The sequence below is a fragment of the Blastococcus goldschmidtiae genome (genome assembly GCF_031845325.1).
GTDB classification, from domain to species: Bacteria; Actinomycetota; Actinomycetes; order Mycobacteriales; family Geodermatophilaceae; genus Blastococcus; species Blastococcus goldschmidtiae.
The window spans coordinates 238,512-264,372 of the sequence record NZ_JAVREI010000001.1; the positions used below are offsets into that span (position 1 = coordinate 238,512).

The window sequence follows — 25,861 nt, forward strand, 5'->3', positions numbered from 1 at the left end:
GGCTAATCACGAAACCGTCACACGCAGCGGGGTTCTCCGGCCGCGACGGGGGCACTCGGTGGGTGGTCTGTCACCGAACCGAGGATCTCCTGTGCCGCTGCGCCCCATCGTCCGCACCGACGGATACCTGCCCATCGAGGACCACGGGCTGATCGGGGACGGGGCGACCAGCGCCCTGGTCGGCCGCGACGGGAGCATCCCGTGGCTGTGCCTGCCGAACTTCGACAGCCGGCCCTTCGTGGCCGGCCTGCTCGACGCCGACCGCGGCGGCAGTCTCGACGTGACGCCGGTGGGACTGCAGGCAGCAGCGCAGCGCTATCTGCCCGACACCGGCGTCCTGGTCACCGATCTGCAGGCTCCCGACGGCCGCCTGGAGCTGACCGACTGCATGACGCTGCGCGCCGGGGCCGATCTCGGCGAGCAGGTGCCCGCCGGCCGTGGGGAGCTGCTCCGCCTGGCCCGCGCGGTGTCCGGCACGGTGGAGGTGGACGTCCGGCTGACGCCGCTGGACGGCGTCCAGGTCCGCCAGGAGCTGGGCTCCTGGCGGATCCTGTGGCCCGCGCACCCGGAGCTGGAGCTCTACCTGTGGTGCTCGCACGAGATCGGCGTGGGCCGCGACGGCAGCATCGGTGGCCGGATCCGGCTGCGCGAGGGCGAACTGCTCACCCTGACCCTGCACTGGTCGGGACAGACGCACACCCGCGCCCGCACCGCCCCCCAGCGGCTGGTGGACCAGACCGTCGCGGCGTGGCGGGCCTGGGCGGGGCACATCGACTACGACGGGCCGCAGCGGGAACTCGTCCGCCGATCGGCGCTGACCCTGAAGCTGCTCGACCACGCGTCGACCGGTGCGGTGATGGCGGCGGCCACGTCCTCGCTCCCGGAGGAGATCGGCGGCGTCCGCAACTGGGACTACCGCTACACCTGGGTCCGCGACGCCGCGTTCACCTCCTACGCGCTGCGCCGCATCGGCATGCGCGAGGAGGCCGACTCGTTCCTGGCGTGGACGCTGCGCAACGTGGAGCGGGACGAGCGGACCAGCATCGTCTACACCCTCGACGGACGGCGGCCGGGGCTGGAGTGGGAGGACCTCGCGCTGTCCGGCTACCGGGGCTCGGGGCCGGTCCGCTGGGGTAACGGGGCGGCGCGCCAGGTGCAGCACGACGTGTACGGCGAGCTGCTGGACGTCGCCTACCAGTGGGTGCGTGCCGGGGGAGTGGTGGGCGAGCCGCTCTGGCGGGCGCTGAGCGCCCTCACCGAGCAGGCCATCGCCAACTGGCGGACGCCGGACAACGGCATCTGGGAGATCCGGGACGCCGGCCGTCCCTTCACCTACTCCGTGGCCATGTGCCAGGTCGCCGTCGACCGGGCCGTCCGGATCGCGGAGACGTGCGGGCTGCCCCATCCGGGGGAGAGGTGGCGCCAGGAGGCTGACCGGATCCGGACGACGTTGCTCGAGGAGGCCTGGGATCCGGAGCGCGGCTCCTTCACCGAGCACCTGGCGCCGTCCGGGGAGCGCAACGGGGGCGGCCTCGACGGCTCGCTGCTCACCCTGCCGCTGCGCCGTCTCGTCCCGGCCGACGACCCGCGCATGGTCGCCACCACCGAGGCCGTCCGCCGGCACCTGGATGCGGGGGACGGGCTGCTCTACCGCTACCTGCACACCGAGTCGCCCGACGGGCTGGCCGGGGGCGAGGGTGCCTTCCTGCTCTGCAGCTTCTGGCTGGTCGACAACCTCACCGGCCAGGGGCGGCTGGAGGAGGCGCACCGGCTCTACGACAGCCTCTGCGGCAGGGCCAACGAGGTCGGGCTGCTGGCCGAGGAGATCGACCCGTCGACCGGCGCCTTCCTGGGCAACTTCCCCCAGGCGTTCAGCCACGTCGGGGTCATCACCAGCGGATGGAACCTGGCCCGCGCCGAGCGGGCCGCGTCGGGGGAGGTGTCGTCGTGAAGCGGTCGTTCGTCGTCCTCGGTGGCAGCGGTGACCTGACCGGCCGGTTGCTGCTCCGGGGCCTGGCCGAGCTGTTCGAGGCCGGGGTGCTCGACGAGGAGGTCGACGTCCTGGCAGTGAGCCGGGAGGAGTGGGACGACCAGCAGTACCGGGACTGGGCGCGCCGTCGGCTGGCCGCCCACGCCCCGCACGTCCCCGAGGCCACCCGGGAGCGGGTCGTCGGCCGCCTCGGCCACGTCCGCGGCGACGTCACCGCGGCCGCCGACCTGCGGCGGGCGCTGGACCGGGTGCAGGACGTGCCGGTCGTCTACCTGGCGCTGCCGAACACGATCTTCCTGCCGACCCTCGAAGCGCTGGCCGAGGCCGGGCTCCCCGACGGCGGCATCGTCGCCGTGGAGAAGCCGTTCGGCCGCGACCGGGCCGACGCGCGCGAGCTCAACCGCGTCCTTTCCCGGCTGGCGCCCGAGGACGCCGTCTTCCGCATCGACCACTTCCTGGCCAAGCAGACGGTGCTCAACGTCCTGGGCCTGCGCTTCGCCAACCGGCTGTTCGAGCCGGTGTGGAACTCGGCCCACGTCGAGCAGGTGGAGATCGTCTTCGACGAGACCCTGGGGCTCGAGGGCCGGGCCGGCTACTACGACACGGCAGGCGCGCTGCGCGACATGCTGCAGAACCATCTGCTGCAGCTGCTCGCGCTGGTGGCGATGGAGCCGCCCCTGACCGTCGACGCCGCGGGTCTCGCGGCGCGCAAGGGCGACGTGCTGCGCGCCGTCCGGCCGCCGGCCGACATGGCCCGGGACACCGTGCGGGCCCGGTACACCGCAGGCACCGTCGGAGAGCGCCGGTTGCCCGACTACGCCGCCGAGGAGGGCGTGGACCCGGGCCGGGAGACCGAGACCTACGCGGAGTTCACCGTGACCGTGGACAACTGGCGCTGGTCCGGCGTCCCGTTCCGCCTGCGGAGCGGCAAGGCGCTGGGCGCCGACCGGCGGGAGATCGTGATCCGGTTCAAGCCCGTGCCGCACCTGGCCTTCACCGACGAGAACCCCGAGCCCGACGTGCTGCGGCTGCGCCTGGACCCCGACGGCATCGCACTGGAGGTCAACCTCAACGGGGCGGGGGACCCCTTCGACCTGGAACGGCGGGTCCTGGACATCGACCTGCCCCCGGCCGGGCTGTCGGCCTACGGGCTGCTGCTGCGGGAGATGCTGGCCGGTGACGCCGCGCTGTCGATCAGCGACGTCGAGGCGGAGGAGTCGTGGCGCATCGTCGCGCCCGTGCTCGCGGCCTGGCGGGCGGGCGAGGTGCCGCTCGAGGAGTACCCGGCCGGCTCCGACGGCCCCCTTCCCGATCGCCACGATCAGGGAACCTGATCATCGAGCGTCCTCCCTCACGGTGGGCGGTGAGGGAGGACGCGGGACGGCGAGGGAGGACGCCGTCGAGACGGATCTCAGACCGTCTAGCGTTACGGCTAGACAAGCGTAGAGAGGGTCAGAGGATCGGACGGTGCTCGCCGAAGCGGGTGGCCTGCTCGAAGGCGTGCCCCACCTCCAGCACCCGCCGGTCCAACCGCGGCGCCGCCACGACCTGCAGCCCCACCGGCAGCCCGCCGGGCGTGAAGCCCCCGGGCACGGACAGCGCCGGGCAGCCGGTGGGGGAGAGCAGCGTGCAGGAGCGCATCCACGCCAGGTAGTCCTCCTGCGGCACCCCGGCGATCTCGGTCGGGTACTCGACCTCCACCGGGAACGGCAGCACCTGGGTCGTGGGCGCCAGCAGGACGTCGTACCGGGTGAAGAACTCCACCACCGTCTCGTGCAGCCTCGTGTGCCGCTGCTCGGCGCGGGCGAGGTCGGTGCCGGTGAGCCGGGCGCCGAGCCCCGCGTTCCAGCGGATCGTCTCCTTGATCTGGTCGGGGTGCCGGCGGACCAGGTCGCCGAACGAGGCGTCGAACAGCCACGCGCGCAGCGTGCCGAAGACCTCGTCGGCGCCGGAGAGGTCCGGGCAGTCCTCGACGACGGAGGCGCCCAGGTCCTCGAACACCGGCAGGGACGCCGTCAGCACCGTCGTGATGGCCGGGTCGACGGTCACCCGGCCCCCCAGGTCCGGCGCCCAGGCCACGCGCAGACCGTCGAGCCGCTCGGGCAGGGGTGCGGCGAGCCCGGCCGGGTCGTCGGACAGCGAGATCGGCACCCGGGGATCGGGGCCGGCCAGAACCGACAGCTGCAGCGCCACGTCGGCGACGGTGCGGCCCAGTGGCCCCTGGACCGACAGCGTCGACCGGCCCATCGGGGCCGGCCAGGTGGGCACCCGGCCCGGTGTCGGGCGCAGGCCGACGACGTTGCAGAAGGCCGCCGGGTTGCGCAGCGAGCCGCCCATGTCGCTGCCCTCTGCCAGCGGTACGAGACCCGCGGCCAGCGCGGCCGCGGCCCCGCCGGACGAGCCCCCGGCCGACAGCCCGTGCCGGTAGGGGTTGTGCGTCGCGCCGAACACCGGGTTGACCGTGTGCGAGCCGGCCGCGAACTCGGGCACGTTGGTCTTGCCCACCCGGATCGCGCCCGCCGCGCGGAGCCGGGCGACCACCAGCTCGTCGGCGCGCGGCACGGTGTCCCGCAGCAGCGGCGAACCCCACGTCGTGCGCATGCCACCGGTGGCATGGGTGTCCTTGTGCGCCACCGGCAGGCCGTGCAGGGGGCCGACGGGTGCGCCCGCGGCCAGGGCGGCGTCGGCGGCGTCCGCGGCCGCCCGCGCCGCCGCGTCGTCCCGGGTGACGACGGCGTTGAGGACCGCGTCGTAGCGGTCCATCCGGGCCAGGTGTGCCTCCAGGAGCTCACGCGCGGAGATCGCGCGCGAGTGCACCAGGGCGGCGAGCTCGGTGGCCGGGCGGGTGCAGAGCTCGTCGCCGGAGGTCACCCGGCGAGCCTGCCAGCCGCCCGCGCGCGCCGCCGTGGGCCGGGCAGGGACCATGGACGGCGATGAACAGCGATCAGGACGGCCCCACCTTCGCCGAGCTGGGCCTGCGGCCCGAGCTGCTGCAGGCGCTCACCACCCTCGGCTACGAGGAGCCCACCCCCATCCAGCTCGAGGCGATCCCGCCGCTGGTCGGGGGGCGCGACCTGCTCGGCCAGGCGGCGACCGGCACCGGGAAGACGGCGGCGTTCTCCCTGCCCGTGCTGCAGCAGCTGGAGGCGCACCGCTCCGGCCGGTCGCCGGTCGCGCTCGTGCTCGTGCCCACCCGGGAGCTCGCCGTCCAGGTGTCGGAGGCGCTGCACCGCTACGGCAAGGACCTGGGCGCCCGGGTGCTCCCCGTCTACGGCGGCGCCCCGATCGTCCGCCAGCTGCGCTCGCTCGAGGCAGGTGTCGACGTCGTCGTCGCCACGCCGGGCCGTGCGCTGGACCTGCTCAACCGCGGCAGCCTGCGGCTGGACGAGATCGCCACCGTCGTGCTCGACGAGGCCGACGAGATGCTCGACATGGGTTTCGCCGAGGACCTCGAGGCGATCCTGGACGAGACGCCCGAGCAGCGGCAGACCGTGCTGTTCTCCGCGACCATGCCCCGCCGGCTGGACGCCCTCGCCCGCCGGCACCTGCGGGACCCGGCGCGCATCACCATCGCCAGGGAGCGGGCTCAGGAGGGCGAGGCGCCGCGGGTGCGGCAGACCGCCTACGTCGTCCCGCGGGCGGCCAAGCCGGCGGCGCTGGGCCGCATCCTCGACATCGAGGCGCCCACGGCGGCGATCGTCTTCTGCCGCACGCGCGAGGAGGTCGACACCCTCACCGAGACCCTCAACGGCCGGGGGTACCGCGCCGAGCCGCTGCACGGCGGCATGAGCCAGGAGCAGCGGGACAAGGTGATGGGCCGCCTGCGCGGCGGGACGGCGGACCTGCTCGTGGCCACCGACGTGGCCGCCCGCGGCCTGGACATCGAGCAGCTCACCCACGTCGTCAACTACGACGTCCCGTCGGCGCCGGAGTCCTACGTGCACCGCATCGGCCGGGTGGGCCGGGCCGGGCGCGAGGGCGTCGCCATCACCCTGGCCGAGCCGCGGGAGCACCGGCAGCTCAAGACGATCGAGAAGGTCGCCGGCGCGACGATCTCGGTGCAGACCGTGCCCACCGTGGCCGACCTGCGCGCCCGGAGGCTCGACCTGACCCGCGCGGCCCTGCGCGAGAGCCTGCTCGGCGACGAGCTCGACCGGTTCCGCGTGGTGGTCGAGACCCTCGCCGACGAGTTCGACCTCATGGAGGTCGCGCTGGCCGCGGTCAAGCTGGCGCACGAGGCCACCGGGGGCGTCGACGACGACGAGGAGATCCCGCAGGTCGCCTTCCGCACGGATCGGGACGGCGGCCGGGGCCCGGCCGGTCCGCGCGGCGAGCGGCCGGCCCGCCGGTCCTCGGGCGGCCCGACGGGCCGGGTCTTCGTCGGCCTCGGTCGGGAAGCGGGCATCCGCCCGGGAGACCTGGTCGGCGCGATCACGGGCGAGACGGGCCTCACCGGCCGCGACATCGGGGCCATCGAGATCCACCAGCGGTTCGCGCTCGTGGAGGTCCCCGAACCGGCGGCCGACGAGGTCGTGCAGGCCCTGCGCGCCACGATGATCAAGGGCCGCAAGGCGACCGTCCGGCGCGACCGCGGCTAGGCGGAGGGCCCTGGCCCGGGCAGCTCCAGGCGGTGGAGGCGGACGGCGACCAGCGCGACGTCGTCGTCCGGGCGGCCCTGGACGAGCCGTTCGAGCAGCTCGTCCAGCAACTCCTCGAGCGGGAGGTCGACCAGGTCCACCAGCGCCTCCCGCAACCGGGCCACACCCCTGTCGAGGTCGGAGTCCCGGCGCTCGACCAGGCCGTCGGTGTAGAGCAGCACGGTGGAGCCGTGGTCGAGGAGGACGACCGACTCCCGGCGCACGGACGACGGGTCGACCCCCAGCATGAGGTCGCCCACCCAGGGCGCCAGCTCGGCCACGGTGCCGTCGTGGTTGAGCACCATCGGCGGCAGGTGCCCGGCGTTGGCCCAGCGCATCCGCGTGAGCCCGCGGCGGCGGTCCTCGGGGGTCTGCTCGAACCGGGCGATCGCGGCGGTCGCCAGCGTGCCGAGCTGGAGCGTCCCCATGGAGCTGTCGAGCCCGCGCAGGACCTCGACCGGTCCGGCGTCCCCGTAGGTGGCGATCCCGCGCAGCAGACTGCGCAGCTGCCCCATCGCCGCGGCGGCCTCGGTGTCGTGGCCGACGACGTCACCGATCACGAGCATCGTGTCCCCGCTGGGCTGCAGGAACGCGTCGTACCAGTCGCCGCCCACCCGAGCGGCCTCCGCGGCCGGCAGGTAGCGCACCGCGATCTCGGCGTGTTCGATCGCCGGCGGTTCGGTGAGCAGGCTGCGCTGCAGGCCCTCGGCCAGCTGCTGCTGCGTGCTGAACAGGCGCGCGTTGTCCCAGGCCAGGCCGGCGCGGTCGGCGACGTCCTGTGCGATGGCGACGTCCTCGTCGGTGGGCGCGTGACCGGCGGCGTAGAAGAGGGTGAGCAGCCCGACGGTCCGGCCGCGGGCCCTGAGCGGGAGCGCCACCTCCGTGGCCGGGTCCAGGATCGCGAGCAGGTCCCGCGCCGGGCCGGGCGGCAGCACCTCGAGGACGTCGCCGCCGCTGAAGGTGGCCGCCTGGCCGGTGTGCAGGGCGCGGGCGACCGGCGCGGTCATCGGCATCGCGTCCAGCCGGACCGCGCGGTAGCGCTCCAGCAGCGGGCGGGCGGCCGGGTCGACGTGCCAGCTGCCGACGTCGCGCGGTGCTCCGTCGGCGCCGATGACCGTCACCACGCAGAAGTCGGCCAGCGCGGGCACCACCAGCCGCGGCAGCCGGGCGGTGGCCACCTGGGTGTCCAGGGTGCCGGCGAGCTCGGCGCTCACCTGGGCGAGGGTGGCCAGCTGGCGGGCCCACCGCTCGGCCCGTTGCTGGGCCGCCCGCCGCTCGGTCACCTCGAGGAAGTAGACCGACAGCCCATCGGGCGTCGGCCATGCCCGCAGCTCGTACCAGCCGTCCAGCGGTGCCGGGTAGTACGCGTCGAACGAGACGGGCTCCCCGGTCGTGACCGCCCTGCGGTAGCTCTCGTCGAACACGCTGCCCGGCGTCGCGGGGAAGGCCTCCCAGAGGACCTTGCCCAGCAGCTCGTCGCGGCTGTGCCCCAGCAGCCGCTCGGCCTCGGCGTTCACGTGGGTGAACCGCCACTCGCGGTCCAGGGAGTAGAAGCCGGCCGGCATGGCCTCCAGGACGCGGGTCACCCGCGAGGCGACCTCGCGCTCGCCCGTGGTGTCGTACGCCGCGCCGACGAGCCGCTCGGTGCGGCCGTCCGGTCCGGGGAGCGACTGCCCCCGGGCGTGGATCCAGCGGGTCTCCCCGCCCGGCAGCACGATCCGGTACTCGACGTCGTACTCGCCGCAGGTGTCGGTGCTGGTCTGCAGCGCGTCGGCGTGCCAGTCCTCGTCGTCGGGGTGCACCCGGGCGTTGAAGGCGGCGAGGGACTCGTCGAAGGAGTCCGGGTCGTCGTAGCCGAACATGCGCTGGAGCGGCTCGTCCCACAGCAGCCGGCCTGCGACCGGGTCCCAGTCGAAGGTGCCCACCCCACCGGCGACCTTGGCCAGCTCCCAGCGGAGCCGGTCGCTGTCGTACTGCTTCTGCAGGGCGGCGAGCCGTGCACTCGCCGTGTCCTCGTCCAGGCGCGCCCCGGTAGCCGGACGATCGCCGTCAGCGGCGGTCGTCCGGGCGGGAGTTGAGTCCACGGTGAGCCCTTCTGCCCGGGTACGGCCCGGTCCGTGCGGTGCAGCCCCGTTGCTCGAGCCACGCACCGTCCGTCGAAGTTATGTCACGGCGGGCACGCCCTCCGCAAGGACGGGGACGGCGCCCCGACGTCAGGTCGCGGGCACGACCAGTGTGAGGGCGGTTCCGCCGTCATGTTCCACGTGCAACCCCGCGCGCCTCAGCAGCCGCCGCAGCCCCACGACGTCGGTCGGCTCGGCCGGTGTGCCGGCGAGCAGCCGGGCCAGCCGGCCCTTGTGCGCCTTGTTGAAGTGGCTGACGACCGCACGCGTGCCGTCGGGTCGCTCGCTGAGGACCTGGACGGTGACGGCGCCCGCCACCGGGGCCAGCGCGGCGTACGACCCGCTCCGGAGGTCCACCACCAGGTCGGGGACGGCGGCCAGCACCGGGGCGAGGGCCGGCTTCCACAGGGCGCGCAGCGTCGGCAAACCGGGCAGGGCCGAGCCGGCCGACAGCCGGTAGGCCGGGATCCGGTCCGCGGCGCCCACCAGGCCGAACAGCGCCGAGCCCACGGCGAGGCGGGCGTCGGCCCGCGCGCGCCGGGCGGGGGTCAGCGAGCGGACGTCGAGGGCGTCGTAGAGCACGCCCGTGTACCGCTCGACGGCCGGCAGGGTCGCACTCGTCCGGAGCGCGGCGTTGCGGGCGATCTCGGCGTCCTGCGCCGCCGACACCCCGAGCGCGGCGCGGGATGCCGGGACGTCCCCGGCCAGCTCCACCAGCGCCTCGGCCAGCCGGGTGCGTACCCCGGTGAGCTCCGGGGCGGTCAGAGCGGTCAGGTCCAGCGGAGCGCCGTCCCCGCCCGGGCGCTTGGTCTCCGACGGCGGCAGCAGGACGAGCACGGGGGTCGACGGTACGTGCGGCCCGGGCGCAGTAGCGGAGGCGGGCGCTGGAGCTGTGCCGGTCTGTCAGTCGGTGAGATCGACGATCACCGGTGCGTGGTCGCTGGCGCCCTTGCCCTTGCGCTCCTCGCGGTCGATCACCGCACCGCTCACCCGTCCGGCCAGCGCGTGGGAGCCCAGGACGAAGTCGATCCGCATGCCCTCGCGGCGCGGGAAGCGCAGCTGCGTGTAGTCCCAGTAGGTGTAGACGCCCGGGCCGGGGGCGAGCGGGCGCACCACGTCGGCGTATCCGGCGTCCACGACGCCCTGGAAGGCGGCGCGCTCGGCCGGGGAGACGTGCGTGGAGTGGGTGAAGACGGACATGTCCCAGACGTCGTCGTCCTGCGGGGCGATGTTCCAGTCGCCGACCAGGGCGATCGGTGCCTCCGGTTCGGCGGCCAGCCAGCCGCCGGCGGCGACCCGCAGCGCCTCCAGCCACTCCAGCTTGTACCCCAGGTGCGGATCGGCCAGCGAGCGGCCGTTGGGCACGTAGAGGCTCCACACCCGCACCCCGCCGCAGGTGGCCCCGAGCGCGCGCGCCTCCGGGGCGGGGTCCACGCCCTCCCTGGACGACCAGGACGGCATCCCGGGGAACCCCTCCGTGACGTCGTCGAGCCCGACGCGCGACAGGATCGCGACGCCGTTCCACTGCGAGTGGCCGACGTGCGCCATCTCGTAGCCCAGCGCGCCGAAGACCATCTCGGGGAACTGGTCGCCGCGGCACTTGGTCTCCTGCAGCGCGAGCACGTCGACGTCGTGACGCTGCAGGAATGCGGCCACCCGGTCGGCCCGGGTGCGGATCGAGTTCACGTTCCACGTCGCCAGCCGCATGGAGTCATGGTGTCTTGTCGCGCCGAGTGGTGGCCCGGAGGGTCTCCCGCAGGTGACTGGACACGCTCCACGCCGAGCGGACGGCACCTGGTCGCGGTGCGGCCCGGAGGGCCGCGGTGTCACGGCTGCTGGCCGCGGTGCGGTCCGGAGGGCCGCAGTGTCGTGGTCCCCACTCGTCGATCGGGACGTGACGGCCCTCGGGGAACCCTCCGGGTCCCCGCTCGGGCCGTCACACCTGGACGGGGGTCTCGCCCTTGGCCGCCATGCGGGCACGCATCCGCTCGCGGCTCTCCACGAACCTGGTGGCCTGGGCGTCGAGGCCGGTCAGGAACTCGGCGAGCTGCTCGCGCGCCTGCTCGCCCTCGGGACCGAGGTCGCTGCGGTCGAAGACCTTCCAGGTGCGCAGGATGGGGCTGACCACCTCGTCGTGGTGCAGGCGCAGGTCGTAGATGCCGGCCTTGGCGATGATCGTCGAGTTCTTCCGGAAGTTCGCCATGTTCGCGCCGGGCATCTCGAAGCTCATGACCTCGTGGGCCACGGCCTTCATCGTCTCGTCCGGATCGATGTCGAACGCCGCCGTCACCAGGTTCCGGTAGAAGATCATGTGCAGGTTCTCGTCGGTCGCGATGCGGGCCAGCAGCTTGTCCGCGATCGGGTCGCCGGTGGCCTTGCCGGTGTTGCGGTGCGAGACGCGGGTCGCCAGCTCCTGGAACGAGACGTAGGCGACGGCCTCGAGCGGGCTCTTGTCGCCGGAGTCGTAGCCGGTGGTCATGTAGTCCATCCGGGCCCGCTCCAGCTCCACCGGGTCGACGCCGCGGGTGACGACGAGGTAGTCCCGCAGCGCGACGCCGTGCCGGCCCTCCTCGGCCGTCCAGCGGCCCACCCACTGGCCCCAGGCGCCGTCCCGGCCGAACCGGGTGGCGATCTCCCGGTGGTAGCTGGGCAGGTTGTCCTCGGTCAGCAGGTTCACGAACATCGCGGCCTTGGCGGTCTGGTCCAGCCGGGACTGCTCGGGCGACCAGTCCTCGCCGCCGAGGAACGCGAAGTTCCGACCCTCGTCCCAGGGGACGTAGTCGTGCGGATGCCACTCCTTGGCCATCGCGATGTGCCGGTCGAGGTTCTCCGCCACGACCGGTTCGAGCTCGGTCAGCACGGCTGCCTGCGGGGACGTCTGGGGCACGGGAACCTCCGGGTCGACTCGACCTACGCCGTCGTAACCTACGCGGCCGTAACCATCAGGTCACGTACCCGCTGAGTGCCCGCTCCGGGGCGATCGCACGCCCCTGGACCGGCGTCGGCGTGTCGCCCGCCCGGGGGTGGCGCGTCCTCGTGCGCCCGGTGCCCCGGCCCCGGGCCGGCATCGGTGGGACGATGGGGGCGTGACCTGGGTCTGGACCGCGGCGGCGCGGCGGTGAGCGACTCGTCCGGGACGCCCGCAGGCGCGTCCCCCGCAGCGCCCTCGAACCCCGCCCCGCGCCGAGCGCGCAGCTTCCCGGCGGCCCTCGGCTGGACGGCGCTCAACGCCCTCCTCCCCGGCACGGGCTTCCTGGCGACCGGGCGGCGGGTCCTCGGCGGCGTCGTCCTCGCTCTCTTCCTCCTCCTCGCCGCCGGTGGCGCCTGGCTCGCCACCGGGGGCCAGCGCTCCGCCCTCCGTGCGGCGGTGGACACCTCCTCGCTGCTGTGGATCGTCGCGGGCATCGCCGCCGGCACGCTGCTGTGGGCGGTGGTCGTGGTCGCCGCGCACCTGCTGCTCGTGCCGCGCGGCACCGGCCCCGGGCGGCGGGCCCTGGGTGGCGCGGTGGTCCTGCTGGTCCTCGCCGCCGGCGTGGTCCCTGCCGTCGCCGCCGGCCGGTTGGCCCTCGAGCACCGCGACCTAATCTCCGACGTCTTCACCGACGACGGGCGCTCGGCGACGGTGGCGGAGGACGACGAGGACGGGCCCGCTCCGTTCGGCGGCGAGGAGCGGGTCAACGTCCTGCTGCTCGGCGGCGACGGCGGCGAGGGGCGCGAAGGGGTGCGCACCGACACGGTCATCGTCGCCAGCATCGACACCGCCACCGGTGACACGACGCTGTTCAGCCTGCCCCGCAACCTCCAGGAGCTGCCCTTCCCCGCGGACAGCCCGCTGGACGAGCTCTACCCCGACGGCTTCGACGCCGGCAGCGAGGCCGAGAGCCTGCTGAACGCCGTCTACCGCAACGGCCCGGCCATGTACCCCGACGCCCTGGGGCCCACGGACAACGCCGGGGCCGACTTCCTCAAGCTGGGCGTGGGGGAGGCGCTCGGCCTGGAACTGGACTACTACGTCCTGATCAACCTCGAGGGGTTCAGCCGCCTGGTCGACGCCCTCGGCGGCATCACCGTCAACGTGAACTACTGGGTGCCCATCGGCGGCGAGCCGACGCTGCGCATCCTCCCCGACGACTACATCGCCCCCGGTCCCGACCAGACCCTGGACGGCTTCACCGCCCTGGAGTTCGCCCGTGGCCGGTACGGGATGAGCGACTACGACCGGATGGCCCGGCAGCGCTGCACCATCGACGCGATCGTCGACGCCGCCGAACCGATCACCCTGCTGAGCAAGTACCAGCAACTGGCCCGCACCACCCGGGACGTCGTGTTCACCGACATCCCCCGCTCGAGGCTGGACGACTTCGTCGACCTGGCGTTCCTGGTGAAGGACGCGGAGATCGGCAGCGTCGTCTTCGACGACACGGTGATCGACCCGGCCTACCCCGACTACGACCGGATCCGGAGCATCGTCTCCGCGTCCCTGGAGCTCGCCGGTGAGGGTGCCGACCCGGACGTCCCGGTGCCCGGCGACGACGCCGTCGACGACGACGCCGTCGGCGACGACGACCCGGTCACCTCGCCGTCGGCCGGCGAGGAGCCCGACGAGCTGGTCGCCCCGAGCGACGTCCGCGACGCCTGCGCCTACGACCGGGCGGCCGCCCGGCTCGCCCTCGCCGCGGGCAAGCCCCCGACACGGGGCGACTGACCACCTCGGGCTGCGCGTCGGCGGCTCACATCGCGGCGATCTGGAGCAGGTTGCCGCAGGTGTCGTCGAGCACGGCGGTGGTGACCGGACCCATCTGCGTGGGCGGCTGGGTGAACCGGACGCCGAGCGCGGTCAGCCGGTCGTACTCCGCGTGCACGTCGGGCACCGTGAACGAGTTGTAGGGGATCCCGTCGGCGACCAGCCCCTGCTTGTACGCCTGCGCCGCCGGGTGCTCGTCGGGCTCGAGGAGCAGTTCCACACCGTCGGGCTGTTCCGGGGAGACCACGGTGAGCCAGCGGTGCGCGCCCATCGGCACGTCGTTCCTCGCCACGAAGCCCAGCACGTCGGTGTAGAACCGCAGCGCCTTGTCCTCGTCGTCCACGAACACGCTGGTCAGGGTGATCCGCACGGGTCCTCCTCGGGGCCTGTCTCCGATGTCGGGCGCCACCGTTCGGTGATGGCGCGCAGTGGTGCGGTGTCCAGCTCGTGGAACTTGTAGCGCCCCTCCCGCCGGGTCCGGACCAGCCCGACCGCCTCGAGGACGGCGAGGTGCTGGGAGACCGCCTGGCGGGTCGAGGAGAGCCCGTGCCGGGTGACCAGCCGGTTGATCAGCTCGAACAGCGTCTGGCCGGAGTGCTCCTGCAGTTCGTCGAGGATGGCCCGTCTGGTCGGATCGGCGAGGGCCCGGAAGACATCGCCCACGACCGCCACCATAGGCAAGCAGCGGCTTGCATGACAACCCCCGGCGGCGCGCCGGAAGCGGCGCGGCAGGATGGGGGCGTGGCAGCCGTCGACGTCCGGGCAGTGACCGCCGTCGACGACGTCCTGCGCGCCGAGCTGCTCGACTGCTGGGTCGCCGTCACCAACGCCGGGGGTGCCGTCGGCTTCGTGCCCCCGGTGTCCGGCGTGGACGTCGCCCCGGTCCTCGACCGGCTGCTCGAGGGCGTCGTCTCCGGGCGTGACGTGCTGTGCGTGCTCACCGTGGACGGCGGGACGGCGGGCTTCGCGGCGCTGGTCGGCTCGACGTCGCCGCTGCGCCGGCACTGGGCCACCGTGCTCCGGGTGCAGGTCCACCCCGCGCGGCAGGGCGCCGGGCTGGGTCGGGCGCTCATGGACGGCGTGCACCGCATCGCCGCCGAGCAGGGGTGGGAGTTCCTGTCGCTCACCGCCCGCGGCGGCACCGGCGTCGACGCGTTCTACCGCGGCCTGGGCTACACCGAGGTGGGCCGGCTGCCGGGCGCGATCCGGGTGGCACCCGGCGACGACCGCGACGAGATCCTGCTCGCCCGCACGCTCCGAGCCTCTGGTAGACCCGGGGCATGACCTCCGGCCCCCCCGACCAGCCCGGTACCCCTGCGGGCCGCGAGCGCCTCGTCGGCCTGTTCGTGCTCGGCGTCGCCGCCGTCCTCCTGGTGTCGTCGGTGACCTGGTTCGGCAGCGACCAGGCCGGCGTCGGCATCGCGCAGGTGATCTGCGGCCTGGTGGTCGCAGCTGTCGGGGGCTTCCTGGTCCGCCGCGCCCGCTCCCGCGGCTGAGCCTCAGAGCCCGCGGAGACCCGCGCCGATCGCGACGGCGTGGTCGAGGAACTCCTGGACGAGGCCGTCGTCGACGCCGCTCGCGTCGGCGAACTCGAGGGAGCGGACCTGGCGTCCGGAGCCCGCGAGCAGACCGGCGGGGTCGGGCAGGAGGACGCCTCGCTCGAACACGAGTCGCACGCGGTCGGCCATCGGGAAGATCGCGCACACGAATCCGGCCGCGGGATCGCGGTAGTTGATCGAGTGCCAGCCGTGCCGGACCCGCTCGGCCAGGTCGGGCAGGCCGCGCAGGACGGCCGCGCGGAGGCGCCGGGCGGCCGCCGCCACGTCAGGGGTGTGCTCGGCGAGCAGGGCGTCGACCTCGGGATCTTGCGGCACGGGCCCAGCATGCGCCCGCCCACCGACGATCCGGGACGCAGCCGGCGGCGGCCCGTTGTGCTCGGAGGTGATGCGGGTCACACTCGCCGTCGTGGAACTCGACAGGCAGGAACTGGTGCGCGTGCTGCGCACCGAGGGCGACAACGACACCGCCGACCGGGTCGAGGCGCAGCTGCCCGATCGGATCGACACCGAGCGGGACGCCGACGCGCTGGCCGCCGTCGGCCTGGACCGGACGCAGCTGATGGCCAAGCTGGCCGGTGGCGCCCTGGGCGGGACGATCGCGCCGTAGCGATCGCGCCGCCCGGCGGCACACCGGCAGCCCCACCACGGAATGCGCCCGGGCCGGGCCCCGGCCCCCGGGGGGGACGGGACCCGGCCCGGACGGCAGGGTGTGCGGGTGGTGCTGGTTACGCGCGACGGTGGCTGTCGACGGCGTCCCGCACCGGGCCCAGCGCGATGACGAGGCCGATGATCGCGGTGACGATGTGCAGCACGTTGTCAGCGGCGTTCAGGTTGAGGAAGTCCCACTCCTCGCCGACCGCGATGAGGCCGTAGACGAACGCCGCCCCGTAACCGACCGCGAGCAGCCAGCCGTAGGTGCGGGCACCGGCCAGCGTGCGGCCCAGGGCGAGACCTGCGGCACCGATGAGGATGTGCACGACGTTGTGCATCGGGTTGATCATGAACCCGAGCAGCGAGGCGTCCTCGTGGTGCACGTCCGGCGTCGCTTCATTGCCGAAGAAGTTCTCGAACCCGGTGATGAAGAAGCCGATGATGCCGATGAGCAGGTAGATGGCGCCGAAGGCCAGGGCGAGCAGCTCCGGCCAGGTCTTGCCGGCGCGTCCGGTCCCGCTGCGGTCCGCGGATGCGGCCATGTGGTCCTCCCGAGAGTCGTTGCCGCCCGATGCAGGCGGCTGGCTCCCCCATACCCCCGCCCCACCAGCGGTAACGCCGGTCACCCGGACGTGTGGCCGGATCGTGATCCCTTCACCCCCCCGTGCGCGAGGTCGGCTTCGTGCGCCGGACGACGAACGGGCCGATCGCCAGCAGGTCGACCGGGGCCGACCCGAAGCACTCCAGCGCGTCACGGGGATCGTCGACCATCGGCCGGCCGGCGGTGTTGAGGCTGGTGTTGACCACGACCGGGATCCCGGTGCGTCGCTCGAACGCCGAGATCATCCGGTGCACCAGGGGCTGCTGCTCAGGGTCGATCGTCTGGATCCGCGCCGTCCCGTCGACGTGGGTGACGGTCGGGATGCGGTCGCGCCACTCCTCGGCGACGTCGTGCACGAAGAGCATGTACGGCGAGGGGATGGGGCCGCGGCTGAAGATCTCGGGGGCCTTCTCGAGCAGCACCATGGGCGCGACGGGGCGGAACTGCTCGCGGCCCTTCACGTCGTTCATCCGCTCGAGGTTGGCCTCGTGGCCGGGGTGCGCGAGCAGCGAGCGGTGGCCGAGCGCGCGGGGGCCGTACTCGCTGCGGCCCTGGAACCAGGCGACGATGCCGTTGTCGGCGAGCACCTCCGCGACCGCCTCGGCGACGTCGTCGGGGCGCTCGTAGTCGATGGCCGCGGTCTGCAGGACCTGCTCGATCTCGTCGTCGCTCCAGCCGCGGCCGAGCGCCGCGCCGGGCATCGGCTGCGTCTGCTCGCCGAGCTCGCGCGCCACGTGCAAGGCGGCACCCAGCGCGGTACCGGCGTCGCCGGCGGCGGGCTGCACCCAGACCTGCTCGAACGGGCTCTCGGCGAGGATGCGGGTGTTGGCCACGCAGTTGAGCGCGGTGCCCCCGGCCAGGGTGAGGACCCGGTCGCCGGTCTGCGCGTGCACCCAGCGGGCCAGGTCGACCAGGACCTCCTCCAGGCGCGTCTGCACGCTGGCCGCGAGGTCGGCGTGCGCCTCGGTCCACTGGTCGCCCTTGCCCAGGCGCGGCGCGAACTCGGTGAAGTCGATCTTCTCGGTGCGGAAGCCGCCGTCGTCGGTGGCGCGGATCAGCTCCGCCAGGTCGCCCACGAAGCGGGGCTTGCCGTAGGAGGCCATCGCCATGACCTTGAACTCGTCGGAGCTGCGCAGGAAGCCCAGGTGGTCGGTGAGCTCCTCGTACATCAGCCCGAGGGAGTGGGGGAGGGCCTGTCCGGCGAGCACCTCCAGCTGCCCGTCCACGTAGCGCCCGGCCAGGTGGCTGTGCGCCTCGCCGCGGCCGTCCAGCACCAGGACGGCGTTGTCGCGCCGGCCGTCGAACCCTGGAACGGCCAGCCCGGCGGAGGCGGCGTGCGCCACGTGGTGCTTCACGAACCGGACCTTCGCGGGGTCCAGCCCGGGCAGGCCGTGGGCGAGGAAGTCCGGCGCCATCTCGGCGTACTTCTTCCGCATGACGTCGCCGTCGTCGAACAGGCCGGTGTCCTCGGGCGTCGTCATCAGCCCGGGGTCGAACGAGTAGGCGACCGCGTCGAGGTCCTCTGGCCGGATGCCGGCTTCCTTCAGGCACCAGGCCGCGGACAGCTCGGGCAGCTCCCACGCGCTCCACGGCAGCGGGCGCTTGCCGTGCTTGCGCCGGCTGAACCGTTCCTCCTCCGCGGCGGCCACGACCGTGCCGTCGACGACGAGCGCCGCCGCCGGGTCGTGGTAGATCGCGTTGATGCCGAGGACCTTCACGCGTGCACTCCTTCTCACAGGGTCGTTGCCCGTCTGCTCCAGGCGCTGACCCGTCGTCGTGCTGATGATCAAGCCCACGGGCCGCGCCCGCAGCTCGAAACGACTCAGCCGCGGGTGCGCAGCAGGTCGTTGTCCGCGACGGCGGCCAGGCCGAGGGTCTTGTAGCCGACCTCGTCGAACAGCACCGTGATGCGGTCGTCCTCGACGCGCATGACCACGCCGTTCCCCCACTCGGTGTGCTCGACCGGGGTCTCCACCGGGAACGGCGTGTCGTGCTCCTCGGGTCCGGGGTTGTCCTGGGCGGTGCCGCTGGTGCAGTTGTCGCAGTTGCCGCACGGCTGGTCGAGCTGCTCGCCGAAGTAGCCGAGCAGGAACTGGCGACGGCACTCGGTGGTCTCGGCGTAGCCGCGCATCATCTCGACACGGCTCTGGTCGACCTTCTCGTGGTGCTCGGCCAGCTCGCGGGCCGCCGCGGCCGCCTCGCCGGGGCTCGGGGCGTCCTCGGCGGGATGGGCAGCGCCCTCCTCGTCGATGACGACGGCCTCGACCTGCTCGAGGAGGTTCAGGTCGCGGACCAGCGGGCTGGCGGCTCGGCCGGTCTCCTCGCGCAGGGCCTTGACGTCGACGCCGTCCTCCAGGCCCGCGGCAGGGGCGGCGGCGATCAGGCCGGCGACCTGCTGCAGCTCCTCCTCGGAGGGCGTGCCGGCGGCGAAGAAGCGGCGCAGCCCCAGGTCCTCCTGGCGGTAGACCAGCACGGCCAGCGCCGGTTCGCCGTCGCGCCCGGCGCGGCCGATCTCCTGGTAGTAGCTGTCCACGGAGTCGGCGGGCTCGGCGTGGATGACGAAGCGGGTGCCGGGCTTGTCGATGCCCATGCCGAACGCCGTGGTGGCGACGACGACGTCGAGCTCGTCGTCCATCCAGGCCCGCTGGGTGTCCTCGCGGTCGCCCCGGTTCAGGCCCGCGTGGTAGTGCCGGGCGCGCAGGCCGCGCTCGCGCAGCTCGTCGGCGATGGCCTCGGTGCCCTTGCGGGTGGCGCTGTAGACGATGCCCGGGCCGCGTCCCTCGCCGACCTCGGCCAGCACCCGGTCGAGCACGCCCAGCTCCTTGCCGCGGGCGTCGGCGTGCTGGTCGACCTCCAGCCGGATCTCGGGCCGGTCGAAACCGGCGACGACGATCGCGGGGTCGCGCATGCCCAGGCGCTCGACGATCTCCGCGCGCACCGGTGGCGCAGCGGTCGCGGTCAGCGCCAGCACCGTCGGCGAGCCCAGCTGCTCGACGGCGCCGCCCAGCCGCAGGTACTCGGGGCGGAAGTCGTGTCCCCAGGCCGACACGCAGTGCGCCTCGTCGACGACGAACAGCGCGGGGCCGGCCGCGCCGAGGGCGTCCACCACCTCCGGCTTGGCCAGCTGCTCGGGGGCGAGGAAGAGGAAGCGGACCGTTCCGTCACCGACCCCCTCCAGCGCCTCGCGCTGGTCGCCGGCCGACAGGGTCGAGTTCAGCTGGGCCGCGCGCCCGGCCTCGTCCTCGAGCTCACCCAGCCGCTCCACCTGGTCGCGCTGCAGGGCGATCAGCGGTGAGACGACGACGACCGGTCCGTCGAGCAACTGCCCGGCGACCTGGTAGATCGCGGTCTTCCCGGCGCCCGAGGGCAGCACGGCAAGGGTGTCGCGGCCGCCGACCACCGCCTGCATGGCCTCTTCCTGGCCGGGCCGGAACGTCTCGTAGCCGAGCACCTCGCGGGCGAACGCCCGGATCCGGCGGGTGCGGACGGAGGCGGTGGCGCCTGCCGGATTCTCATCGGTACTGGCACGGGTGGGAGGGGTCTCGGTGGAGGCGCGCGGCACCGGGTCCCTCTCCCCGGCGGGCGAGATCAGCAAACCGTGCCCGCAGTCACCGCTGGTGGGCCCGGGGCTGCTGGAGCCGGACCGGCTCCTGCGGCGCCCTCTCGGGCCGGCGTGTCCTGCTGGTCGTTCCCGCGGGAACGCCGGGTCAGCCCGCCAGGCCTCGTTCCGACGGGAGCCGGCGGGCGAGATCGTGTCGCGCGGCAGCGGGGCGCAGCTCACGCCCGGAAGAGCCCCCCGGCGCGGGCTGCGGCCGGCGTGCGGTCCACCAGCCCACGACGAGGCCGCCGACGAGGTTGGCGATCAGATCGCGGGCGGTGTTGTCGTAGCCGCCCACCTGGTGCTCGGGGAGGACCAGGGTGAGCAGGTACTCGGCGATCTCGTTCACCGCCCCCGCGGCGGCCGCCCCGAGCACGACGACCCACCGGGTGACCGCGGGCAGGTCGCCCGGGGACGGCGCCAGGCGGGGTCGGAGCGTCTCCCAGATCGCCCGGCCGACGAAGCCGAAGCCGACGGCGTGCTGCACGTTGTCGTAGCGCAGGACGCCATCGACCAGCCACCACTGGTAGAGGACGCCGTCGCCCACGGGGACCATCCCGCCGGCCAGGTGGCCGAGCGCGAACGCCACCAGGCCCGCGATGGTGGCGGTGCTGAGCCCGGCCCGCACGTGGACGCGGGCGACCACGGCCGCGCCGGCCAGCACGACGCCCGCGTACACCGGCCAGTTGTCCTGCCCGGTGGCGATGCCGAGGGCGAGCAGGCCGGCCGTGCCGGCGGCGAGCACCCCCACCGGCGCGCGCTGCTCCCGTACCGCCGTCCTCAGCCGCTCCACGTCCCCACCCGTCCTGCCCGGTGGCGCGATCCGTCGGGCGAGCCGCACGCTAGCTGGCAGGATGGCGCGACGGCGCTCCCGCGCGCCAGGGGGCCGATGGGAGGGGCGAGGGATGACCGGCGGACGGGTGCCGGACATCCGCGACCGGTCGGCCGCTCACGTCGTGGTGGTCGCCTCCGCGTTGCTGGTCATGGCCGTCGGGTGGTGGGCCAAGGCGCGCTGCCTGGGCGGTGGCTGGGCCGACGGCGAGCAGTTCTACGGCTACTGCTACTCCGACGTCGCCCCGCTGTGGTTCCAGCGCGGGCTGGACGAGGGTGGCGGACCGTACGGGGCCGAGCCGCTGGAGTACCCGCCCGTGCTCGCCGTCCGCATCTGGCTGGCCGCCGTGCTCGCGCACGTCCTGCCGGGCGAGGCGACCGTCCTGGTGTTCACCGCGACCAACGGCCTGTTCGTGGTGGTCGAGGTGCTGATGGCCCTCGCCCTGCTGCGCCGGCTGGGCCTGGGGCCGCGGCGGCTGCTGTGGTGGGCGGCGGCTCCCCCGCTGCTCCTGTACGCCTTCTACAACTGGGACACGCTGCCGGTGGTCCTGCTGCTGGCCGCACTGCTGCTCCACCAGCGTGGCCACCACACCGCGTCGGGCGTCCTGGCCGGGCTCGGTGCCGCCGCGAAGATCTTCCCCGGGTTCCTGGTCCCGCTGGTCGTGCTGGCGCTGCTCGCCCGTCGGCGCCCCCGCGAGGCCCTCCTGCACGGTGGCGCCGCGGTGCTGGCGTTCGTCGCGGTGCACGTGCCCGCCTACGTGCTCGCTCCCGAGGGCTGGAACCGGTTCTACGAGAACAGCAGTGGGCGCGCCATGCACGTCGACAGCCTCTGGTACCTGCTCGCGCAGCTCGGTGGCCCGGAGGTCGGGCGGGACGTGCTCGGTGTCCTCAGCCTGGCGTCGTTCGGGTGCGGGGCCGCCGTGGTCGTCGTCCTCGGCGCGCGCCGGCGTCCTCCCGAGCAGTGGTGGCAGCTGCTGCTGCCGGTGCTGATCTGCTTCATCCTCGCCAACAAGGTGTACTCGCCGCAGTACACCCTGTGGCTGGTGCCGCTCATGGCTCTGGTGCTGCCGCGCGTCGCGCCGTTCGTCGCCGTGATGGCCAGTGACCTCCTGGTGCACGCGGTGGAGTTCCCGTTCCTCGCCGGCCGGGCCGGCTACGGCGACGGGCTGCCCTATCCGGTGATGGGTGTGGCGGTCGCCCTGCGGGCCGCCGCGCTGGTGTGGGTGGCCGTCGAGGTGGTGCGGCGGCCGACCGGGTCACCGCCAGGTCGAGAGCCAGTACCGGAGGTCCAGGGCGTCGCGGTCCAGCGGGATCCCTAGCCAGATGGGGGCGAAGAAGGCGAAGGCGGCGACGGCCAGGACGGCGAGCCCGCTCCCGACCAGGCGCGGGCGCGGGCCGACCTGCACGGCCCGGACCAGGCCCAGCGCGATGAAGGGCACCACGGGGGTGAGGTAGAAGAAGTAGCCGGGCTTGCCGGCCGCCAGCCAGGGCAGCCAGAGCAGGGCCAGCGGCACCAGGATCGTGGCGGCGACGCCGTCCCGGCGGACGGCGGCCCGCCACAGCAGGACCGGGTAGGCCAGCAGGGCCGGCCACCACAGCGCCGGGCTGCCGACCATGGTGATCCGGGCGACGGTGTCCGGCGGCACCTGGCACTCGCCCGCCTCTTCCTGGGCGTCGGTGCAGCTCTCGGCGTAGACGAGGACCGGTCGCTCGAGCCAGGCCCAGCCGAGCGGGTCGGAGCGGTAGGGGTGGGTGGCCTCGAGGGCCGAGTGGTACTCGACGAGGTCGGTCTGGGTGTCCCACCACGTCGCCAGCCGCTCCCCGGGACCGGCGGAGCACTCCCCGGGTCCGCAGGCGCGGGACCCCGCGTAGCTGTCCTCGTAGTGGACGAACCAGCCGGCGTGGGCGGCGACGTACACGGCGGCCGGCAGCAGCAGGAAGCTCAGCAGCGCACCGGCGGTGACGGCGGCGGCCCGCTGCGCGCCCCGCCGCAGTCCGTCCCCGCGGCCGGCGAGCTCGGTGGCGAGGATCAGCACGCCGGCGACCCCGACGGCCAGCAGCCCCGACCACTTGGTGGCGATCGCCAGCCCGAGCGCGAGCCCGGACAGCCAGCGGTAGCGCGAGCCGAGGAACGAGCGCCGGAGGTCCTCGCCGGGCCCGCGGCTGCGCCGTCGCGCGTCGCGGTCGAGCAGGACCAGCCACACCGCGGCGACCACGAACAGGGCCAGGACGGCGTCCAGCATGGCCAGGCGGCTGGTGGTGACGGCCAGTCCGTCCAGGGCCACCAGCAGCGCCGCCAGGGCGGCCGGTGCCGTGCGCCGGAACAGCCGCTGGCCGCACAGGTAGGTCAGCAGCACGGTGAGCGAGCCGGCGACGGCGACGCCGATCCGCCAGCCGAACGGGGTGTAGCCGAAGATCTGGATGCCGAGCGCGATGACCCACTTGCCCAGCGGCGGATGGGACGGTCGGCCCTCCTCGACGCCGCGGGTCACGTAGTCGCGGGCGTCGACGCCGTAGTACTTCTCGTCGAAGTACAGCCGGTCGGGGTCGCCGAGATCCCACAGCCGTACGGCCGCGGCGATGCCGACCAGGACGAGCGGGACGACCCAGGCCGACAGCGGGCGGCGCCCGTAGGCGCCGCCCGCTGTGTCCAGGGCCGTCGGTGTGACGGCGGTGCTCACCGGATCACTCGATGAGCTCGTCGTCCTCTTCGCCCTCGAACTCGGTCTCGGTCTCGGTGTCGACCTCGGTCTCGGTCTCGACGACCTCGGTCTCGGTCTCGGTCTCGGTCTCGGTCGGCTCGAGGGTCTCGGTGACCTCGGTCTCCTCCTCCTCGGTCTCCGTGACCTCCTCGGTCTCGGTGACCTCGACGGTGCCCTCCTCGTCCTCACCGCAGCCGGCGAGGCCGAGGGCGAGGACGCCGGCGAAGGACGCGCTGGTAAGACCCTTGACGATTCGGTTCATGTTGTACTCCTGTCACACATATCGATTGCACGTGGCGATCAATGCATGTCCGCTGACGCCGCGACGACACATTCATGGGTGGTCACGAATCAGTGACAACTTCTCCATGGAACGATGCGGACCATTCACGTGTGAATCGGATCGGAGAAGGGAAAGCGCTCGCTGCCTCCGCGTCTGCGGACTCTTGAGGCTTTTGCCGCCGCAGCTGCGTGCATAGACTGCGGTCATGTCCTCCCGGTTCCGCATCGCCGAGGCAGCCGTTCTGCTCGGTGTGAGCGATGACACGGTGCGCCGGTGGGTCGATGCGGGACGGTTGACGGTGCACCGGGACGGCGCCGGCCCCGCGACAATCGACGGCGCGGAACTGGCCGGGCTGGCCGCCGGCCTCCGCGACGCGCCCGAGCCCGGGACGACGCCGTCGTCGGCTCGCAACCGGCTGACCGGCATCGTGACCCGCGTCGTCCGGGACGGCGTGATGGCGCAGGTGGAGATCCAGGCCGGGCCCTTCCGCGTCGTCTCGTTGATGTCGCGGGAGGCCGCCGACGAGCTGGCGCTGGAGGTCGGCGTGCGCGCGGTCGCCACGGTGAAGGCGACCAACGTCAGCGTGGACGTCCCGTGAGACGCCGCGTGGCGCTCTGCACGGCCACCGTGCTGCTGGCCGGTTGCGGGACGTCGGGGGACGACCAGGGCGGCACCCTCACGGTTGCCGCCGCCGCCTCCCTGACCGACGTGTTCACCGAGCTCGGCGCGGTGCTGGAGGACCAGCGCCCGGGGCTGGAGGTGCGCTTCACCTTCGCCGGCAGCGCCACGCTGGCCGCGCAGCTGCTGCAGGGCGCGCCGGCGGACGTCTTCGCCTCGGCCGACGAACGGCAGATGGCCGTCGTCACGGGCGCCGGCCTCGCCGCGGATCCGGAGATCTTCGCCGCCAACGCCCTGACGATCGCGGTCCCGGAGGGCAACCCGGCAGGGGTCACCGGGCTGGCCGACTTCGCCCGGGAGGAGCTCACGCTGGCCGTCTGCGCGACGCAGGTGCCCTGCGGTGCGGCGGCCGCCGAGCTCCTCGACGTCGCCGGGGTGGAGGCGGTGCCGGACACCTACGAGGAGGACGTGCGGGCCGCGCTGACCAAGGTGGCCCTCGGCGAAGTGGACGCGGCGCTGGTCTACGTCACCGATGCGCGGAGCCGCGCCGACGCCGTGGACGTCGTCGAGGTCCCCGAGGCCGCGTCCGTGGTCACCGTCTACCCGGTCTGCGTGCTGGCCGACGCCCCTCGTCCGGAGGCTGCGCAGGCCTTCGTCGACCTGGTGCTCTCCGCCGAAGGCCGCCGCATCCTCGCCGACGCCGGGTTCCGGCCACCGTGAGCCGCCGGTCCGGCTCCCCGGTGCCCGCGCCCCTGCTCGTCCCGGCGGCGCTGGCCGTCGCCTTCCTCCTGCTGCCGCTGGCCGGGCTGCTGGTGCGTGCCCCCTGGTCGTCGCTGGGCGAGCAGCTGGCTGCGCCGGGGGTGGGCGCGGCGCTGCGCCTCTCGCTCGTCTCCTCGACGCTGGCCACCCTCGTCTCGCTGGTGCTCGGCGTGCCCATGGCCTGGGTGCTCGCCCGCGCCCGCATCCGGGGGCGCAGCCTGCTGCGGGCGCTGGTGACCGTGCCCCTGGTGCTGCCGCCGGTGGTGGGCGGTGTCGCGCTGTTCCTGGTGTTCGGCCGGCAGGGGATCGTCGGCTCGTGGCTGGACGACGCCTTCGGCGTCACCATCCCCTTCACCACGTCCGCCGTCGTCCTCGCGCAGACCTTCGTGGCCATGCCGTTCCTCGTGATCAGCGTCGAGGGGGCGCTCCGGGCCGCGGACGCCCGGTTCGAGGACGTGGCGGCCACCCTGGGCGCCGACCGGTGGACGACCTTCCGCCGCGTGACCCTGCCGATGGTGGCGCCCGGCGTGGCCGCCGGGGCGGTGCTCTGCTGGGCGCGGGCGCTGGGGGAGTTCGGCGCGACGATCACCTTCGCGGGCAACTTCCCGGGGACGACGCAGACGATGCCGCTGGCGGTGTACCTGGCGTTGCAGCGCGACCCGGAGGCGGCCGTCGTCCTGTCCCTGGTGCTGCTCGGGGTATCGCTGGCCACCCTGCTCCTGCTGCGCGACAACTGGCTGGGCCGGGCGGCGTCGTGAACGGGGG

At 73.9% G+C, this 25,861-nt stretch carries 25 protein-coding genes; 11 read left to right on the forward strand and 14 right to left on the reverse strand.

What is annotated here, in order from left to right; all coding sequences use genetic code 11:
• The first annotated feature begins 91 nt into the window (after positions 1 to 91).
• On the forward strand, positions 92 to 1,951 hold the full coding sequence (locus tag RM425_RS01135; protein WP_311343340.1) for a glycoside hydrolase family 15 protein: 1,860 nt from the start codon (positions 92 to 94) through the stop codon (positions 1,949 to 1,951).
• Positions 1,948 to 3,324 (forward strand): glucose-6-phosphate dehydrogenase, encoded by a 1,377-nt coding sequence (locus RM425_RS01140; protein ID WP_311343341.1) that lies wholly within the window; start codon positions 1,948 to 1,950, stop codon positions 3,322 to 3,324. The genes RM425_RS01135 and RM425_RS01140 overlap by 4 nt, the downstream gene beginning before the upstream one ends.
• A gap of 118 nt (positions 3,325 to 3,442) precedes the next feature.
• Here the strand turns inward: RM425_RS01140 and RM425_RS01145 are convergent, their stop codons facing one another.
• Entirely contained in the window at positions 3,443 to 4,861 is a 1,419-nt protein-coding gene (locus RM425_RS01145; protein WP_311343342.1) for an amidase, read from the reverse strand.
• Between the two features lie 62 nt (positions 4,862 to 4,923).
• On the opposite strand from RM425_RS01145, the gene RM425_RS01150 reads away from it, so the two are divergent.
• Positions 4,924 to 6,588: a DEAD/DEAH box helicase gene (locus RM425_RS01150; protein WP_311343343.1), complete on the forward strand. Its 1,665-nt coding sequence runs from the start codon at positions 4,924 to 4,926 to the stop codon at positions 6,586 to 6,588.
• Here RM425_RS01150 and RM425_RS01155 read toward each other — a convergent pair.
• The 4 genes from RM425_RS01155 to RM425_RS01170 form a co-directional block, all read right to left on the reverse strand.
• Positions 6,585 to 8,711 carry a SpoIIE family protein phosphatase gene (locus RM425_RS01155; RefSeq protein ID WP_311343344.1) on the reverse strand — a complete coding sequence of 709 codons (2,127 nt, stop codon included), beginning with the start codon at positions 8,709 to 8,711 and terminating at the stop codon, positions 6,585 to 6,587. The two genes, RM425_RS01150 and RM425_RS01155, sit on opposite strands and share 4 nt — an antisense overlap.
• Before the next feature lie 129 nt (positions 8,712 to 8,840).
• Positions 8,841 to 9,587 carry a peroxide stress protein YaaA gene (gene yaaA / locus RM425_RS01160; RefSeq protein ID WP_311343345.1) on the reverse strand — a complete coding sequence of 249 codons (747 nt, stop codon included), beginning with the start codon at positions 9,585 to 9,587 and terminating at the stop codon, positions 8,841 to 8,843.
• A gap of 66 nt (positions 9,588 to 9,653) precedes the next feature.
• On the reverse strand, positions 9,654 to 10,457 hold the full coding sequence (locus RM425_RS01165; protein ID WP_311343346.1) for an exodeoxyribonuclease III: 804 nt from the start codon (positions 10,455 to 10,457) through the stop codon (positions 9,654 to 9,656).
• Between the two features lie 229 nt (positions 10,458 to 10,686).
• Complete coding sequence (locus RM425_RS01170) at positions 10,687 to 11,637, reverse strand: acyl-ACP desaturase (RefSeq protein WP_311343347.1); 951 nt, start codon at positions 11,635 to 11,637, stop codon at positions 10,687 to 10,689.
• A 231-nt stretch (positions 11,638 to 11,868) separates the two neighbouring features.
• On the opposite strand from RM425_RS01170, the gene RM425_RS01175 reads away from it, so the two are divergent.
• Positions 11,869 to 13,455, forward strand: coding sequence for an LCP family protein (locus tag RM425_RS01175; protein WP_311343348.1), 1,587 nt, complete (start codon positions 11,869 to 11,871; stop codon positions 13,453 to 13,455).
• 25 nt (positions 13,456 to 13,480) lie between these two features.
• Here the strand turns inward: RM425_RS01175 and RM425_RS01180 are convergent, their stop codons facing one another.
• Positions 13,481 to 13,864, reverse strand: a complete 384-nt coding sequence (locus tag RM425_RS01180) for a VOC family protein (RefSeq protein ID WP_311343349.1) — start codon at positions 13,862 to 13,864, stop codon at positions 13,481 to 13,483.
• Positions 13,849 to 14,157: an ArsR/SmtB family transcription factor gene (locus RM425_RS01185; protein WP_311343350.1), complete on the reverse strand. Its 309-nt coding sequence runs from the start codon at positions 14,155 to 14,157 to the stop codon at positions 13,849 to 13,851. The genes RM425_RS01180 and RM425_RS01185 overlap by 16 nt, the downstream gene beginning before the upstream one ends.
• 78 nt (positions 14,158 to 14,235) lie before the next feature.
• On the opposite strand from RM425_RS01185, the gene RM425_RS01190 reads away from it, so the two are divergent.
• Both RM425_RS01190 and RM425_RS01195 read left to right on the forward strand, forming a co-directional pair.
• Positions 14,236 to 14,778 carry a GNAT family N-acetyltransferase gene (locus RM425_RS01190; protein WP_311343351.1) on the forward strand — a complete coding sequence of 181 codons (543 nt, stop codon included), beginning with the start codon at positions 14,236 to 14,238 and terminating at the stop codon, positions 14,776 to 14,778.
• Positions 14,775 to 14,990, forward strand: a complete 216-nt coding sequence (locus RM425_RS01195) for a hypothetical protein (protein ID WP_311343352.1) — start codon at positions 14,775 to 14,777, stop codon at positions 14,988 to 14,990. Before RM425_RS01190 ends, RM425_RS01195 begins: the two co-directional genes overlap by 4 nt.
• Before the next feature lie 3 nt (positions 14,991 to 14,993).
• On the opposite strand, the gene RM425_RS01200 is transcribed toward RM425_RS01195, so the two are convergent.
• Positions 14,994 to 15,368 carry a DUF1801 domain-containing protein gene (locus RM425_RS01200; protein ID WP_311343353.1) on the reverse strand — a complete coding sequence of 125 codons (375 nt, stop codon included), beginning with the start codon at positions 15,366 to 15,368 and terminating at the stop codon, positions 14,994 to 14,996.
• A 91-nt stretch (positions 15,369 to 15,459) separates the two neighbouring features.
• On the opposite strand from RM425_RS01200, the gene RM425_RS01205 reads away from it, so the two are divergent.
• The gene (locus RM425_RS01205; RefSeq protein WP_311343354.1) at positions 15,460 to 15,660 is read left to right on the forward strand and encodes a hypothetical protein; all 201 of its coding nucleotides are present in this window, start codon (positions 15,460 to 15,462) and stop codon (positions 15,658 to 15,660) included.
• Positions 15,661 to 15,778: 118 nt separating this feature from the next.
• On the opposite strand, the gene RM425_RS01210 is transcribed toward RM425_RS01205, so the two are convergent.
• The 4 genes from RM425_RS01210 to RM425_RS01225 all read right to left on the reverse strand — a co-directional run bounded on the left by RM425_RS01210 (position 15,779) and on the right by RM425_RS01225 (position 20,696).
• Entirely contained in the window at positions 15,779 to 16,246 is a 468-nt protein-coding gene (locus tag RM425_RS01210) for a DUF4383 domain-containing protein (RefSeq protein WP_311343355.1), read from the reverse strand.
• 112 nt (positions 16,247 to 16,358) lie between these two features.
• Positions 16,359 to 18,023: a carbamoyltransferase family protein gene (locus tag RM425_RS01215; protein ID WP_311343356.1), complete on the reverse strand. Its 1,665-nt coding sequence runs from the start codon at positions 18,021 to 18,023 to the stop codon at positions 16,359 to 16,361.
• A gap of 104 nt (positions 18,024 to 18,127) precedes the next feature.
• Positions 18,128 to 19,867: a RecQ family ATP-dependent DNA helicase gene (locus RM425_RS01220; RefSeq protein ID WP_311343357.1), complete on the reverse strand. Its 1,740-nt coding sequence runs from the start codon at positions 19,865 to 19,867 to the stop codon at positions 18,128 to 18,130.
• Positions 19,868 to 20,012: 145 nt separating this feature from the next.
• Positions 20,013 to 20,696: a hypothetical protein gene (locus tag RM425_RS01225; protein WP_311343358.1), complete on the reverse strand. Its 684-nt coding sequence runs from the start codon at positions 20,694 to 20,696 to the stop codon at positions 20,013 to 20,015.
• A 112-nt stretch (positions 20,697 to 20,808) separates the two neighbouring features.
• On the opposite strand from RM425_RS01225, the gene RM425_RS01230 reads away from it, so the two are divergent.
• On the forward strand, positions 20,809 to 22,053 hold the full coding sequence (locus RM425_RS01230; RefSeq protein ID WP_311343359.1) for a glycosyltransferase family 87 protein: 1,245 nt from the start codon (positions 20,809 to 20,811) through the stop codon (positions 22,051 to 22,053).
• Here the strand turns inward: RM425_RS01230 and RM425_RS01235 are convergent.
• Together RM425_RS01235 and RM425_RS01240 are read right to left on the reverse strand one after the other, a co-directional pair.
• Positions 21,991 to 23,415: a phospholipid carrier-dependent glycosyltransferase gene (locus RM425_RS01235; RefSeq protein WP_311343360.1), complete on the reverse strand. Its 1,425-nt coding sequence runs from the start codon at positions 23,413 to 23,415 to the stop codon at positions 21,991 to 21,993. The two genes, RM425_RS01230 and RM425_RS01235, sit on opposite strands and share 63 nt — an antisense overlap.
• A gap of 4 nt (positions 23,416 to 23,419) precedes the next feature.
• A complete protein-coding gene (locus tag RM425_RS01240; RefSeq protein ID WP_311343361.1) occupies positions 23,420 to 23,698 on the reverse strand; it encodes a hypothetical protein in 279 nt (92 codons plus the stop codon).
• A 226-nt stretch (positions 23,699 to 23,924) separates the two neighbouring features.
• Between RM425_RS01240 and RM425_RS01245 the strand changes: the two genes are divergently transcribed.
• From RM425_RS01245 to RM425_RS01255, 3 genes are read left to right on the forward strand one after another with little or no spacing between them, the layout of a single operon-like run.
• Entirely contained in the window at positions 23,925 to 24,317 is a 393-nt protein-coding gene (locus RM425_RS01245; protein WP_311343362.1) for a TOBE domain-containing protein, read from the forward strand.
• Entirely contained in the window at positions 24,314 to 25,057 is a 744-nt protein-coding gene (gene modA, locus RM425_RS01250) for a molybdate ABC transporter substrate-binding protein (protein WP_311343363.1), read from the forward strand. Before RM425_RS01245 ends, modA begins: the two co-directional genes overlap by 4 nt.
• On the forward strand, positions 25,054 to 25,854 hold the full coding sequence (locus tag RM425_RS01255) for an ABC transporter permease (protein ID WP_311343364.1): 801 nt from the start codon (positions 25,054 to 25,056) through the stop codon (positions 25,852 to 25,854). The genes modA and RM425_RS01255 overlap by 4 nt, the downstream gene beginning before the upstream one ends.
• Positions 25,855 to 25,861 lie beyond the last annotated feature (7 nt).

What these genes read in the sequence shown, in the direction of transcription:
- RM425_RS01240 (WP_311343361.1), bottom strand. Translation starts at nt 23,698, where the DNA reads ATGAACCGAATCGTCAAGGGTCTTACCAGCGCGTCCTTCGCCGGCGTC.
- RM425_RS01165 (WP_311343346.1), bottom strand. Translation starts at nt 10,457, where the DNA reads ATGCGGCTGGCGACGTGGAACGTGAACTCGATCCGCACCCGGGCCGAC.
- RM425_RS01195 (WP_311343352.1), top strand. Translation starts at nt 14,775, where the DNA reads ATGACCTCCGGCCCCCCCGACCAGCCCGGTACCCCTGCGGGCCGCGAG.
- RM425_RS01230 (WP_311343359.1), top strand. Translation starts at nt 20,809, where the DNA reads ATGACCGGCGGACGGGTGCCGGACATCCGCGACCGGTCGGCCGCTCAC.
- RM425_RS01210 (WP_311343355.1), bottom strand. Translation starts at nt 16,246, where the DNA reads ATGGCCGCATCCGCGGACCGCAGCGGGACCGGACGCGCCGGCAAGACC.
- RM425_RS01150 (WP_311343343.1), top strand. Translation starts at nt 4,924, where the DNA reads ATGAACAGCGATCAGGACGGCCCCACCTTCGCCGAGCTGGGCCTGCGG.
- RM425_RS01245 (WP_311343362.1), top strand. Translation starts at nt 23,925, where the DNA reads ATGTCCTCCCGGTTCCGCATCGCCGAGGCAGCCGTTCTGCTCGGTGTG.